Annotated in this window: 11 protein-coding genes and 1 riboswitch; of the genes, 7 read left to right on the top strand and 4 right to left on the bottom strand. The window is 72.8% G+C overall.

Annotated features, from left to right (window positions below; all coding sequences use genetic code 11):
- The coding region (locus VR44_RS19020) for a helix-turn-helix domain-containing protein (protein WP_157880351.1) at positions 1 to 228 on the bottom strand (228 nt) is incomplete at its 3' end.
- 54 nt (positions 229 to 282) lie between these two features.
- On the opposite strand from VR44_RS19020, the gene VR44_RS19025 reads away from it, so the two are divergent.
- Positions 283 to 1,452, top strand: coding sequence for a citrate synthase/methylcitrate synthase (locus tag VR44_RS19025; RefSeq protein WP_094191747.1), 1,170 nt, complete (start codon positions 283 to 285; stop codon positions 1,450 to 1,452).
- Positions 1,453 to 1,466: 14 nt separating this feature from the next.
- Positions 1,467 to 2,549, top strand: a complete 1,083-nt coding sequence (locus VR44_RS19030) for a CobW family GTP-binding protein (protein ID WP_045948741.1) — start codon at positions 1,467 to 1,469, stop codon at positions 2,547 to 2,549.
- Positions 2,550 to 2,561: 12 nt separating this feature from the next.
- Here VR44_RS19030 and VR44_RS19035 read toward each other — a convergent pair whose 3' ends face one another.
- A complete protein-coding gene (locus VR44_RS19035) occupies positions 2,562 to 4,715 on the bottom strand; it encodes a restriction endonuclease (protein WP_211275093.1) in 2,154 nt (717 codons plus the stop codon).
- Between the two features lie 134 nt (positions 4,716 to 4,849).
- Positions 4,850 to 7,306 carry a DNA gyrase/topoisomerase IV subunit A gene (locus VR44_RS19040; protein WP_045948742.1) on the bottom strand — a complete coding sequence of 819 codons (2,457 nt, stop codon included), beginning with the start codon at positions 7,304 to 7,306 and terminating at the stop codon, positions 4,850 to 4,852.
- A 239-nt stretch (positions 7,307 to 7,545) separates the two neighbouring features.
- Here VR44_RS19040 and VR44_RS19045 point away from each other — a divergent pair, with 239 nt between their 5' ends.
- From VR44_RS19045 to VR44_RS19060, 4 genes are all read left to right on the top strand, one after another.
- A complete protein-coding gene (locus VR44_RS19045) occupies positions 7,546 to 8,892 on the top strand; it encodes a M16 family metallopeptidase (RefSeq protein WP_045948743.1) in 1,347 nt (448 codons plus the stop codon).
- A gap of 20 nt (positions 8,893 to 8,912) precedes the next feature.
- A complete protein-coding gene (locus tag VR44_RS19050; protein ID WP_045948749.1) occupies positions 8,913 to 10,280 on the top strand; it encodes a M16 family metallopeptidase in 1,368 nt (455 codons plus the stop codon).
- A gap of 214 nt (positions 10,281 to 10,494) precedes the next feature.
- A riboswitch (cyclic di-AMP (ydaO/yuaA leader) is annotated at positions 10,495 to 10,654 on the top strand.
- A gap of 12 nt (positions 10,655 to 10,666) precedes the next feature.
- Positions 10,667 to 11,473 (top strand): M23 family metallopeptidase, encoded by an 807-nt coding sequence (locus VR44_RS19055; RefSeq protein ID WP_045948744.1) that lies wholly within the window; start codon positions 10,667 to 10,669, stop codon positions 11,471 to 11,473.
- A gap of 204 nt (positions 11,474 to 11,677) precedes the next feature.
- A complete protein-coding gene (locus VR44_RS19060) occupies positions 11,678 to 12,343 on the top strand; it encodes a GntR family transcriptional regulator (protein WP_045948745.1) in 666 nt (221 codons plus the stop codon).
- Positions 12,344 to 12,549: 206 nt separating this feature from the next.
- Here VR44_RS19060 and VR44_RS19065 read toward each other — a convergent pair whose 3' ends face one another.
- Complete coding sequence (locus tag VR44_RS19065; RefSeq protein ID WP_045948746.1) at positions 12,550 to 12,831, bottom strand: HPr family phosphocarrier protein; 282 nt, start codon at positions 12,829 to 12,831, stop codon at positions 12,550 to 12,552.
- A 235-nt stretch (positions 12,832 to 13,066) separates the two neighbouring features.
- Between VR44_RS19065 and VR44_RS19070 the strand changes: the two genes are divergently transcribed.
- Positions 13,067 to 14,187 (top strand): GNAT family N-acetyltransferase (locus VR44_RS19070; RefSeq protein WP_045948747.1); only part of this gene is annotated, 1,121 nt, incomplete at its 3' end.

The following is a 14,187-nucleotide window of genomic DNA, read 5'->3' on the forward strand; positions in this document are numbered from 1 at the left end:
GGCCAGCGCCTCCACCTCGCCGGCGTCGAAGGTGCTGCCGCGCCCCGCCGGGTCGCGGCGGCTGCCGAGCTGGCCACGGCTGACGTACGCGTACACGGTCGCCGGCTTCACGCCGAGGAGCCGGGCGGCCTCCTGAGTGGTGATCCGGCGGGGGAGGGCCTCCTCGGGAGCGCCGGAAGAGAGCTCCGAGGCGGCGTCGGAGGGGGTGTCGGACGGGCGGTCGCTCATGACGCCAGCATACATATGTTGATTCAATCAATATTGACATCGATCCAATCAAGGATGGATGGTCGATGCATGAACAACACCACCGTCGAAGTACCCCGCGGTCTCGCGGGAGTCGTGGTCACCGACACGCAGCTCGGTGACGTCCGCGGCCGCGAAGGCTTCTACCACTACCGCCAGTACTCGGCCGTGGAACTGGCCGCGTCCCGCACCTTCGAGGACGTCTGGCACCTGATGTTCCGCGGCGCCCTCCCGGCCGGCCCCGCCGAACGGGACGCCTTCGCCGCCGAGATCGCCCCCCTGCGCCACCTGCCCGCCGAGGTCGCGGACGCCCTGCCCGCACTCGCCCGGGCCACCGCCCTCTCCGGCCCCCTCGCCGGACTGCGCACCGCGCTCTCCCTCCTCGGCGCCTCCGCCGGATTCCGGCCCGTCTACGACCTCGACCCCGCCCGCCGGGCCGCCGACGCGCTCGCCGCCTGCGCCGCCGTACCGACCCTCCTCACCGCCCTGCACCGGCTCGGCCGGGGCCTGGAACCGGTCGCCCCGCGCGACGACCTCCCGTACGCCGCCAACTACCTGTGGATGCTCACCGGCGAGGAGCCCGACCCCGTCAAGGCCCGCGCCGTCGAGCGGTACCTGATCTCCACCGTCGACCACGGTTTCAACGCCTCCACCTTCACCGCCCGCGTCATCGCCTCCACCGGCGCCGACGTCGCCGCCTGCCTCACCGGCGCGATCGGCGCCCTCTCCGGGCCGCTGCACGGCGGCGCACCCAGCCGCGCCCTGGACACCCTCGACGCCATCGGCACCGCCGACCGCATCGGCCCGTGGATCCGCGAGCGGGTCCTCGCCGGCGACCGGATCATGGGCTTCGGCCACCCCGTCTACCGCACCGAGGACCCGCGCTCGCGGATGCTGCGCGACATCGCCCGGCAGTTCGGCGGCCCCCTCGTGGAGTTCGCCGTGGAGGTCGAGCGGCAGGTGGAGGAGATCCTCGCCGAGCTCAAGCCGGGCCGGGAACTGCACACCAATGTGGAGTTCTACGCGGGGGTGGTCATGGAGCTGTGCGGGCTGCCGCGCGAGATGTTCACCCCGACCTTCTGCGCCGCCCGCGTGGTCGGCTGGAGCGCCAACGTCCTGGAGCAGGCGGCCGACTCGAAGATCATCCGCCCGGCCGCCCGCTACACCGGCCCCACCCCGCCCCAGCCCGTACCGCCCCTGGGCTGACTACGATCGTCCGGGTGAACAGCGTCCAGCCCATCCCCGTCGTCGTCCTCTCCGGATTCCTCGGCTCCGGCAAGACCACCGTCCTCAACCACCTCCTCGCCCACCGCGGTGGCACCCGGATCGGGGTCGTCGTCAACGACTTCGGCTCGATCGAGATCGACGCCATGTCGGTGGCCGGCCAGGTCGGCGACTCGATGGTCTCCCTCGGCGGGGGCTGTCTGTGCTGCGCCGTCGACGGCAGCGAGCTGGACGCGTACCTGGAGAAGCTCGCCGCGCCCGTCCACCGGATCGACGTGATCGTCATCGAGGCCAGCGGGCTCGCCGAGCCCCAGGAGATGGTCCGGATGCTGGTGGCCAACGAGAACCCGGCCGTCCGCTACGGCGGCCTGGTGCAGGTCGTGGACGCCGCCGAGTTCGACGCCACCCGGGCCGCCCACCCCGAGACCGACCGCCATCTGGCCGTCGCCGACCTGGTGGTGCTCAACAAGACCGACCGCGTCGACGCCGCCGAACGGGCCCGCATCGAAGCGGAAGTGACCGCGCTCGCCGCCCCCGGAACCCCGCTGGTCGGCGCCGATCACGGGCGCATCGACCCGGAGCTGCTCTTCGACCGCCGCCCCTGGACGGAGACCCGGGGACAGCTCTCCTTCGAGGACCTCCTCACGGAGGCCGGGGAGCACGCGCACGAGGACGGCGAGGGGCACGCCGGGCACGCGCACACGGCGTACGAGAGCCTCTCCTTCACCACCGACCAGGCCCTCTCCCCGCGCCGGTTCCTCGACTTCCTCGACCGCCGCCCCGCCGGCCTCTACCGCGTCAAGGGCTTCGTCTGGTTCGGGGTCCCGGGTCACCGCGAACGCTACGAGGTCCACGCGGTCGGCCGCTTCCTGAGGTTCGACCCCGGCCCCTGGGGCCAGGGCGAGCCGCGCCGCACGCAGCTCGTCCTGATCGGCAAGGGCATCGACGCCCCCGGCCTGCTGGGCGAACTGGAGGCCTGCCGCGAGGCCGACCCCGGGCGGGCGCTCCCGGAAAGCATGTGGGGAGTGCTGCGCTACGTCCCCCGCCCGGCGGAAACCGGCGTCGAGGACGAGTCCTAGGGGCAACACCCCCTAGGCGACCTCGACCCCGTACTCGCGCAGCAGGTCCTCCAGGCCGCCCCGGTAGCCCTTGCCGCCGATCACGAACTTCCAGTCGCCGTTCGGGCGGCGCCGGAACGAGCCGAGGACCAGGGCCGTCTCGCCCGCCCGGCCGTCGGACACCTCCAGCCGGTCGATCTCCTGACCGGCCGTGTCCAGCAGGCGGATCCGGGCGTCGGTGAAGCCCGCCAGATCGGCGTGCGGGTCCGCCTCCGGGTCGACCGCCGCCACCAGGACGAGCCGGTCGGCGCGCTGCGGCAGCACGTCGAAGCCGACCTCCACGGCCGCCTTGTCGGGGGCCGCGTGCGGGCGGGAGCGCACCGAACCGTCGGGGGTGCGCGGGTTGTTGAAGAAGACGAAGTGGTCCTCGCTCAGCACCCGGCCGCCCTCGCAGACCAGCGCGCACACGTCGAGCGCCACCCGGCCCGACCAGTCCATGCCCAGCACGTTGAAGCCCTCGGGCACGGGCGCCACCTCCGGGACGGCCGGGCCGCCGGCCGGGAAACGGGTGTCCGGCAGGGTCGGCGCGTCCGCCCCGGCCCCCGCGCCCCGCTGCGCCGGGACCGGAGCGCCGCCGAGACGGCCCCGCAGCCCGTAGCGGTGCAGCAGCTCCACCAGTTCCACGCCGGGAACCAACTCCAGCGGCTTGCCGTTGGCAAAGGTGTACGACCCGGGCCCGAAGGACGCGGTGGTGACGAGCACCCCCTTGTTCGCCCCCTTGTCCTGGACCGTGCCGTACAGGTCCCGTACCGCCGTCGGCGGGACGGTGTTGCGGTACCGCTTGACCTGGACCACGATCCGCCCGCCCCGGATCGGGGCCGGATCCACCGCTTCCACGTCCACGCCGCCGTCGCCCGAGCGCTGCGTGGTCACCGCCTCCATGCCCATCGCCCGGAACAGCTCGGCGACCAGGTTCTCGAAGGCGATCGGATCCATCTGGAACAGGTCCGGCTCGTCCTCGCCACCGCCCGCGGCGGCTCCGCCGTGGCTGACGACACCGCCGCCGACCTCGCCCGGCCGGCGCCCCGCCCGTACGGCCGTCAGCTGGTCCGGCCGCGCCGACAACTGCCCCCGCAGGCCCTCGACCAGGCAGTCCACCGCGCTCACCTGCTCCAGCCGCAGCGCGGAGAAGGCGCTGCGCGGCGCCTGCACGGAGGCCAGGACGAGCTGCGCCTCACGGCCCGTCACCGGATCGTGGTCGTCCACGAACCCGTTGACCACCACCGAGTCCAGCACCCCGAACTCGTCCGCCGCGTACACCTCGTGCAGCACCAGCAGCAGGCACTGGGCCAGCAGGTCCCGGTACAGCGCCCGGCGCTGCGTCACGGGCCGCGCCGTCTCCTTGTCCTGGTCCGTGCCCGGCATGTACCGCACGGCCTTCACCTCGGGCACCACCCCGTACCGGGGCAGCTCCCAGTCCAGCACCAGCTGCCGCATCGCCGGGTCGTACGCGGCCGACACCTGGTGCGGCAGTTCCTCGGGCCAGGCCGTCGAGGCGTACAGGGCGGCCGAGAAGTACTCCACCGCCGCCTCCGGGTCGCCCGCGCGCAGCGAGGCCGCCAGCTCGGTGAGCCCGCTGTTGTGCCGGCGGATCCCGGCGAGCTGCTCGGCGGCCCAGCGGTCGTACTGCTGCCGGTACGCCTCCAGCTGCCGCAGCCGCTCCTGCTCCGCGGCGTGCGCAGCCTGCCAGGCCTGCGTGTACCGGTCGTGGGCCTCGCGCTCCGCCTGGGCGCGGCGGCCCGAGCCCAGGGTCCAGCCACTGCTCTGCTGCTGGAAGTCCCGCAGCTGGGGCATGGGCACGGGATGCTCCAGCCGGCCCGGCGCGAAAGGCTCCAGCCGCTCGGAGCGCACCAGGGAGGCCATCCGGAACGCGGGCGCCCGGCAGCCCGAGGCCAGCAGCCCCTGCAGGACGGCGACCTCCGCGTCGAGCCGCTCGGTGGCCCGCCGCGCCTCGGCCTCCCGGTGCTGCTTGTAGGCGGCCTGCTGCTCGCGCCGGCCCCGGGCGGCTTCCCGTTCGTACTCCCGCCGACGGCGCTCCGCCTCACGCTGCTGGATCAGCTGCGTCCGCTGCTGCTGCCGCTGGGCCTCGGCCCAGACCCCGATCAGCCCGCTCGACCGACGACTCATCAGCTCTGCTCTCCCCCCACCCGCGTGTACCGGGAAAACAGTAGTCGGCGCGGAGTCGCGGACGGGCCGCGGACAGCGGGCGGGGCGGGCGCCGAAGACGCCCGCCCCGCCCGCCGTACGGTCCTGCGGCGGTCCTACAGCGCGGGCCCCGCCAGCACCGCCACCTCGGCGGGGAGCGCGGCGCCCGAACCGTCGCGGCGCGGGTCCGGGGCCGGGAGGGCTGCCGGGGCGCCGTTCGCCGCCGCCGCGCGGGCCGGGGCGTTGCCCGCCCAGGCCAGCACCAGCACGTCCTCGCCCTTCAGGAACCGCTGGCAGCGCACACCGCCGGTGGCCCGGCCCTTGCGCGGGTACTGGTCGAACGGGGTCAGCTTGCCCGAACTCGGCGAGCCCTCGAGCGTCCCCTGCCCGCCCGCCACCGTGAACACCAGGGCGTCCCGGGCCGGGTCCACCGCCGAGAAGTGGATCACCTTGGCGTTCTCGGAGAGCTTGATGCCCGCCATACCGCCCGCCGGGCGGCCCTGGGGGCGCACCTGTCCGGCCGGGTAGCGCAGCAGCTGGGCGTCGTCGGTGATGAAGACCAGGTCCTCCTCGCCCGTGCGCAGCTCGACCGCGCCCACGATCCGGTCGCCCTCCTTGAGGGTGATGACCTCCAGCTCGTCCTTGTTCGCCGGGTAGTCCGGCACGACCCGCTTGACCACGCCCTGCTCGGTGCCCAGGGCCAGACCCTGCGAGGACTCGTCCAGGGAGGTCAGGCAGACCACCGTCTCGTCGGCCTCCAGCCCGGAGACGAACTCCGCGACCGGGGCCCCGCCCGCCAGGCTCGGCGCGGCGTGCGTGTCCGGCAGCTGCGGCAGGTCGATCACCGACAGACGCAGCAGGCGCCCGTACGAGGTCACCACGCCCACGTCGGCCCGGGCGGTCGCCGCCACCTGCGAGACCACCAGGTCGTGCTTGGCGCGGGCGGCGCCCTCGTCCACCACCAGCGGGTCGGCGTTCGCCGTACGGGCCAGCAGGCCCGTGGACGACAGCAGCACCCGGCAGGGGTCGTCCGCGACCTCCAGCGGAACCGCGGCCACGGCCGTGCCCGCCGACTCCAGCAGCACGGTACGGCGCGGGGTGCCGAACTTCTTGGCGACCGCGGCCAGTTCCGAGGAGACCAGCTTGCGCAGCTCGGCGTCCGAATCCAGGATCCGGGTCAGCTCCTCGATCTCCCCGGTCAGCCGGTCGCGCTCGGACTCCAGCTCGATCCGGTCGAAGCGGGTGAGCCGGCGCAGCGGGGTGTCCAGGATGTACTGGGTCTGGATCTCGCTCAGCGAGAAGACCTCCATCAGGCGCTCCTTGGCCTGGGCGGAGTTGTCGCTGTCGCGGATGAGGCGGATGACCTCGTCGATGTCGAGCAGGGCCACCAGCAGGCCCTCGACCAGGTGCAGCCGGTCCCGGCGCTTGCCGCGGCGGAACTCACTGCGGCGGCGCACGACCTCGAAGCGGTGGTCCAGGTAGACCTCCAGCAGCTCCTTGAGGCCCATCGTCAGCGGCTGCCCGTCGACCAGCGCGACGTTGTTGATGCCGAAGGACTCCTCCATCGGCGTCAGCTTGTACAGCTGCTCCAGCACGGCCTCCGGGTGGAAGCCGTTCTTGATCTCGATGACCAGGCGCAGGCCGTGCGCACGGTCGGTGAGGTCCTTGACGTCGGCGATGCCCTGGAGCTTCTTCGAGCCGACCAGGTCCTTGATCTTCGCGATGACCTTCTCGGGACCGACCGTGAAGGGCAGTTCGGTGACGACCAGGCCCTTGCGGCGGGCCGTCACGTCCTCCACGGACACCGTCGCGCGGATCTTGAACGTGCCCCGGCCGCTCTCGTAGGCGTCCTTGATGCCGGACAGGCCCACGATCCGCCCGCCGGTGGGCAGGTCGGGACCGGGGACGAAGCGCATCAGCGCCTCGAGGTCCGCCTCCGGGTACCGGATCAGGTGGCGGGCGGCCGCGATGACCTCGCCCAGGTTGTGCGGGGCCATGTTCGTGGCCATGCCGACGGCGATTCCGGACGCGCCGTTGACCAGCAGGTTCGGGTAGGCGGCGGGCAGGGTGACGGGCTCGCGCTCCTGGCCGTCGTAGTTGGCGGCGAAGTCGACGGTGTCCTCGTCGATCGACTCCGTCATCAGCGACGTGGCGTCGGCCATCTTGCACTCGGTGTAGCGCATCGCGGCCGGCGGGTCGTCGTTGCCGAGCGAGCCGAAGTTGCCGTGCCCGTCGACCAGCGGCAGCCGCATCGAGAAGGGCTGGGCCATGCGCACGAGGGCGTCGTAGATCGACTGGTCGCCGTGCGGGTGGAGCTTGCCCATGACCTCGCCGACGACGCGGGCGCACTTCACGTACCCGCGGTCGGGGCGCAGGCCCATCTCGTTCATCTGGTAGACGATGCGGCGGTGCACCGGCTTCATGCCGTCCCGGGCGTCCGGCAGGGCCCGGGAGTAGATCACCGAGTACGCGTACTCGAGGAAGGAGCCCTGCATTTCGTCGACGACGTCGATGTCGAGGATCTTCTCCTCGAAATCCTCCGGCGGCGGGGTCTTCGTGCTGCGGCGGGCCATCGCTGCGGCGCTCCTAACCAAGATCGGGGGGGTGTACGTGCTGGGGTGTGCGACGGGGTCGACGCGGACCATTGTGGCCCGAGGCACCGACAACGCCGACCCCGACCCTGGGGGTCCCCCCTGGACGGAGTCCTCGGGGGAGCCCGGGGACCGGGAACTTCTCCGCGCACCTGCGCGCTTGCATACAGTGGCAGATCGACAGTGAATCTCTGCATCGCGATCGAAGGGACCACATGCCCATGGGTCACACGGCCACAGCTCAGGCCGGCTCCGGCGGCCTGACAGCGACCGAGCACCGGCTGGCCAACGGCCTGCGCGTGGTGCTGTCCGAGGACCACCTCACCCCGGTCGCCGCCGTCTGCCTCTGGTACGACGTCGGCTCGCGCCACGAAGTCAAGGGGCGGACCGGTCTGGCTCACCTCTTCGAGCACCTGATGTTCCAGGGCTCGGCGAGCGTGAAGGGCAATGGACACTTCGAGCTGGTCCAGGGCGCCGGCGGCTCGCTGAACGGCACCACCAGCTTCGAGCGCACCAACTACTTCGAGACGATGCCGGCCCACCAGCTGGAGCTCGCCCTGTGGCTGGAGGCGGACCGCATGGGCTCGCTGCTCGCCGCCCTGGACGAGGAGTCCATGGAGAACCAGCGCGACGTCGTCAAGAACGAGCGCCGCCAGCGCTACGACAACGTCCCGTACGGCACGGCCTTCGAGCGCCTGACCGCCCTCGCCTACCCCGAGGGCCACCCGTACCACCACACCCCGATCGGCTCCATGGCCGACCTGGACGCCGCCTCCCTCGAGGACGCCCGGAACTTCTTCCGTACGTACTACGCGCCCAACAACGCCGTCCTGTCGGTCGTGGGCGACATCGACCCCGAGCGCACCCTCGCCTGGGTCGAGAAGTACTTCGGCAGCATCCCGTCGCACGACGGCAAGCAGCCGCCCCGCGACGGGACCCTCCCCGAGATCATGGGCGGGCAGCTGCGCGAGGAGATCGTCGAGGAGGTCCCGGCCCGCGCGCTGATGGCCGCCTACCGCCTGCCGCACGACGGCACCCGCGAGTGCGACGCCGCCGACGTGGCGCTGACGATCCTCGGCGGCGGCGAGTCCTCCCGCCTGCACAACCGCCTGGTCCGCCGCGACCAGAGCGCCGTCGCGGCCGGGTTCGGCCTGCTGCGCCTGGCCGGCGCGCCCTCCCTGGGCTGGCTGGACGTCAAGACTTCCAGCGGCGTCGAGGTGCCCGCCATCGAGGCGGCCGTCGACGAGGAGCTCGCCCGGTTCGCCGCCGAGGGCCCCACGGCCGACGAGATGGAGCGCGCGCAGGCGCAGCTCGAGCGCGAGTGGCTGGACCGGCTGGGCACGGTCGCCGGCCGCGCCGACGAACTGTGCCGCTTCGCGGTGCTGTTCGGCGACCCGCAGCTGGCGCTGACCGCCGTCCAGCGGGTCCTGGACGTCACGGCGGAGGAGGTGCAGGCCGTGGCCGCCGCCCGGCTGCGCCCCGACAACCGCGCGGTCCTGGTCTACGAGCCGCTGCCCGGCGCCGAAGAGAACGACGAGAGCGACGAGAACGAGGGGGCGGAGCAGTGAGCGACACCGCAGCCGTCACGATGACCTTCCACCCGCGGCCCCAGGCCGGCGAGGCCAAGCCCTGGGCCTTCCCCGCCCCCGAGCGCTCCACCCTCGGCAACGGGCTGACCCTGCTGCGCTGCCACCGCCCCGGCCAGCAGGTCGTCGCGGTCGAGGTCAACCTCGCGGCCCCGCTCGACGCCGAGCCCGAGGGCCTCGACGGCGTGGCCACGATCATGGCCCGCGCCCTGTCGGAGGGCACCGACAAGCACTCCGCCGAGGAGTTCGCCGCCGAGCTGGAGCGCTGCGGCGCCACCCTCGACGCCCACGCCGACCACCCCGGCCTGCGCGTCTCCCTGGAGGTGCCGGCCTCCCGCCTGCCGAAGGCGCTCGGGCTGCTCGCCGAGGCGCTGCGCGCCCCCGCCTTCGACGACGGCGAGGTCGCCCGGCTGGTGCGCAACCGGCTCGACGAGATCCCGCACGAGCAGGCCAACCCCCAGCGCCGGGCCGCCAAGGAGCTCTCGAAGGAGCTCTTCCCGGCGACGCTGCGCATGTCCCGCCCGCGCCAGGGCACGGAGGAGACGGTCGCCCGGATCGACTCCGCCGCCGTACGCGCCTTCTACGAGGCCCACGTACGCCCCGCCACCGCCACCGTGGTCGTCGTTGGCGACCTGACCGGCATCGACCTGGACGCGGTCCTCGCCGACACCCTGGGTGCCTGGACGGGGAACACCGCGGCCCCCCTGCCGGTGCCGCCGGTGACGGCCGACGACACGGGCCGCGTGATCATCGTGGACCGGCCCGGAGCCGTCCAGACGCAGCTGCTGATCGGCCGGATCGGCCCGGACCGGCACGACATCGTCTGGGCCCCGCAGGTCCTGGGCACGTACTGCCTGGGCGGCACCCTGACCTCCCGTCTGGACAAGGTGCTGCGCGAGGAGAAGGGCTACACCTACGGCGTGCGCGCCTTCGCCCAGGTGCTGCGCTCCACGGCCGACGGCAAGGGCGCCTCGATGCTCGCCATCAGCGGCTCGGTGGACACCCCCAACACCGGCCCGGCGCTGGAGGACCTGTGGCAGGTGCTGCGCACCCTGGCCGCAGAAGGCCTGACGGACGCCGAGCGCGACGTGGCGGTGCAGAACCTGGTGGGCGTGGCCCCGCTGAAGTTCGAGACGGCGGCCTCGGTCGCCGGGACCCTGGCCGACCAGGTGGAGCAGGAGCTGCCGGACGACTACCAGGCGCGGCTGTACGCGCGGCTGGCCGAAACGGGTACGGCGGAGGCCACTTCGGCGGTCGTGAGCGCCTTCCCGGTGGACCGGCTGGTCACCGTCCTCGTGGGCGACGCGGCGCAGATCGAGGAGCCGGTGCTGGCCCTCGGGATCGGTGAGGTCACGGTCGTCACCAACTGACCGGCGGCCGACGGGAAACGGACCTGCGGTCGGCCTGTTTCGAGGGGGCCCGGTGGAGCATCCACCGGGCCCCCTTTGTCCGTTTGGTGGCGTGGTTTCAGGTATGCGGTGTGGCGTACGCAACAAATCCGCTCGTCTGTTTGGCGATTGACTGATGATCCGCCTAGCGTCAGGCGTGCTGTCCGTCAGTTGTGCCAGCCGCACCCGCGGCACCGGGCAGCGATCGCCGAGTCCCCGTCAGGCGCGAGCCTGGGGAGCCGGGGACCCACATCAGTCCCTGGGGTGAATCGGACCGCCTCGCCAGAGGGGGGCCGTAGGAGACCTTCCTGCTCCGAACCCGTCAGCTAACCCGGTAGGCGAGAGGGAAGGAAAGGATCACCCCCGCCATGGCGTTTGGCAGTCGTGCAGCCGGTTCCGGTAAGCACCGTGGTTCGAGCCGCATCAGCCGCAAGACCGCCGGCTACGCCGGTATGGCCGCCCTCGCCACCACGGGCGTGGTCGGCACCCTGGCGGCCCCGGCCTTCGCCGCCGACTCCCACGGCGGCCCGTCCCTCGAGGACACCGGCGCCCTGAACACGATCGTCGTCGCCGACGGCCTCCAGGACGACATCCAGGTCCAGGCCGAGACCCAGCAGACCGCCGCCGAGTCCATCGCCGCCCAGGCGCAGGCCGAGGCCGACGCGAAGACGCGCGCCCAGGAGGCGAAGCGCATCGCCGAGGCCAAGGAGAAGGCCGAGCGCGAGGCCGCCGAGAAGGCCGCCGAGGAAGAGGCCCGCAAGCGCCTCAACACCTTCGTGGCCCCGATCGAAGGCTCCTACGTCAGCACCCAGTACGGCGCGGGCGGCGGCATGTGGTCCTCCGGCAGCCACACGGGCATCGACTTCCACGCCGACTCCGGCACCACCGTCCACGCCGTGGGCGCGGGCACGGTCGTCGAGGCCGGCTGGGGCGGCGCGTACGGCAACAACGTCGTGATCCGGCACAACGACGGCACGTACACCCAGTACGGCCACATGTCCTCGCTGAGCGTCTCCGTCGGCGAGACCGTCACCGCGGGCCAGCAGATCGGCCTGTCGGGCTCCACCGGCAACTCCAGCGGCCCGCACCTGCACTTCGAGGCCCGCACCGGCGCCACGTACGGCACGGACATCAACCCGCTGGCCTACCTGCGCGAGCACGGTGTCGGCATCTGACCCGACCCCCGACTTCCAGTGAAGAAGGCCCCGGCTCCCCGAGCCGGGGCCTTCTCCGTTCCCCCGGTCGCGTTCACCGCTCCGTAAGTTCCCTGTTCCGGATTTCCGGGCGTTCTCGGAAATTGTCGCCGGTTGTCATAGAGTCGCAGTGGCAGCACGGTGGATTCGGAACGGAAACCAGTGGAACCCAGCGGAGGTCCGGCCTTGCGTATTCCGGCGCACGCGGTATGCACAGCCATTCGGGACGATATCGTCTCCGGTTTCTTCGGGCCGGGCGGCCGGCTCACCGAGGAGGTGCTCGCCCGCCGGTACGGGGTCTCGCGGGTGCCGGTACGGGAGGCACTGCGCACGCTGGAGTCCGAAGGGTTCGTCACCACGCGGCGGCACGCGGGGGCCTGTGTCGCGGAGCCGGGCGAGCAGGAGGCCGCGGATCTGCTGGAGCTGCGGACGCTGCTGGAGCCGCTGGCGGCCGCCCGCGCGGCCCGGCGGCGGACCGAGGCGCACCTGAAGGTGCTGCGGGGCCTGGTGCGGCTGGGGCAGGAGCGGGCCAGGCGGGGGCAGGGGGAGGACCTGCGGGCGCTGGGGAGCTGGTTCCACGAGACCCTGGCGCAGGCGTCCGGCAGCCCGGGGCTGATCACGCTGCTCACGCAGACCCGGCACAAGATCGCCTGGCTGTACGAGGTGAGGGCGCCGGCCCGGCCGGTGGACTCCTGGGCGGACCACGGGGCGGTGGTGGACGCGGTGGCCCGCGGGGACGCCGAACGCGCCAGGGCGCTGACCGCGCTGCACGCGGAGCGGACGGCGGGGGCGTTCCGGCTCCGCGTGAGGGGTTTGCAACCTGCCGTAAACACGGGAGGCGGCCGGAATTAACGCGGGGCGCGTATAAAAAAGGCGGGTGTGGCGGAATTCCATTCCGGCGGGATTGACTGCGATTTCCGGTCGATTCCGGCTGCGGATGTTCCGGCGCGAGAGGCTTCCGGTTCCCGGGATTGCGCGGCGCGGTGCTTATCCCCGGCGGAAACGGACGAAGCCGCGGTCCCCGGGGTGGTGGGGCCGCGGCTTCGGTGAAGGGTCGGTCAGACCGTTTCGGGGAGTTCCTCCAGGCCCTCCGCCACCAGCTTCGCGAGCCGGTCCAGCGCGACCTCCGCGCCCTCGGCCTCGGACGCCAGGACGACCTCCTCGCCGCCCTGGGCGCCCAGACCCAGGACCGCCAGCATCGACGCGGCGTTGACGGGGTCGCCGCCCGCCTTCGCGATGGTCACGGGGACGCCGGAAGCGGTCGTCGCGCGGACGAAGATCGAGGCGGGACGAGCGTGCAGGCCCTCGGCCCAGCCGACGTTGACGCGGCGCTCTGCCATGGTGATGCCCTTCAGGTTCTCGCGGTTGTCTAGACCAGTCTCTCACGTCACCCGGAATGCTCGGACCGACCTTCGGCCCGGTCCCGCCGCCGTTCGGCCCTCCCGGCGGCGGCCTTCGCGGCCTCCTCAGCTTTGCACTGATTTGCCCCGGCGCGCCTCATTCCCGGCCGACGTGCCGTCCTGCCAACCGGACGTACCCGGCCACCTGGCCGGATCTTCCCCTTAGGCTGGCCCCATGACCACCGCGTCGGACCCCTCGTACCCGGCCCACTGGGAAGCGGACGTCGTGCTGCGCGACGGCGGCACCGCCCGGATCCGCCCCATCACGACCGAGGACGCGGGCCGCCTGGTCAGCTTCTACGAGCAGGTCTCGGACGAGTCGAAGTACTACCGCTTCTTCGCCCCCTACCCCCGTCTCTCCGACCGCGACGTGCACCGCTTCACGCACCACGACTACGTCGACCGCGTCGGCCTCGCCGCGACCATCGGCGACGAGTTCATCGGCACCGTCCGCTACGACCGCATCGGCCCCGACGGCCGCCCCGCCTCCGCCCCCGCCGACGAGGCCGAGGTGGCCTTCCTCGTCCAGGACGCCCACCAGGGCCGCGGGGTCGCCTCCGCCCTGCTCGAACACATCGGAGCCGTGGCGCGGGAGCGCGGCATCCGCCGCTTCGCGGCCGAGGTGCTGCCGGCCAACACCAAGATGATCAAGGTGTTCACGGACGCCGGCTACCAGCAGAAGCGCAGCTTCGAGGACGGCTCCGTCCACCTCACCCTCGACCTCGAACCCACCGCCGAGTCCCTCGCCGTCCAGCGCGCCCGCGAACAGCGCGCCGAGGCCCGTTCCGTCCAGCGGCTGCTGGCCCCCGGCTCGGTCGCGGTGATCGGCGTCAGCCGCTCCGGCTCCGGCGTGGGCGCCGCCGCCCTGCGCAACCTGCGCGACGGCGGCTTCCACGGACACCTCTACGCCGTCAACGAGGCCCGGGCGCCGGGCATGGAGGGCGACCTGCTGGACGGGGTGCGGGCCTACCGCACCGTCGCCGACATCGGGGCCCCCGTGGACCTCGCCGTGATCGCCGTCCCCGCCCAGCGGGTCCCGGACGCCGTCGCCGCCTGCGGGGAGCACGGGGTACAGGGGCTGGTGGTGCTGTCGGCCGGGTACGGGGAGAGCGGCCCGGAAGGCCTGGACCGCCAGCGCGAACTGGTGCGGCAGGCGCGCTCGTACGGGATGCGGCTCATCGGGCCCAACGCCTTCGGGGTGATCAACACCGCGGCGGACGTGGAAATGAACGCCTCCCTCGCGCCCGCCCCCGCCACCGCCCGCGGCCGGATCGGGCTGTTCACGCAGTCCGGGGC

It is taken from the genome of Streptomyces katrae (genome assembly GCF_000966975.1).
GTDB lineage: Bacteria > Actinomycetota > Actinomycetes > Streptomycetales > Streptomycetaceae > Streptomyces > Streptomyces katrae.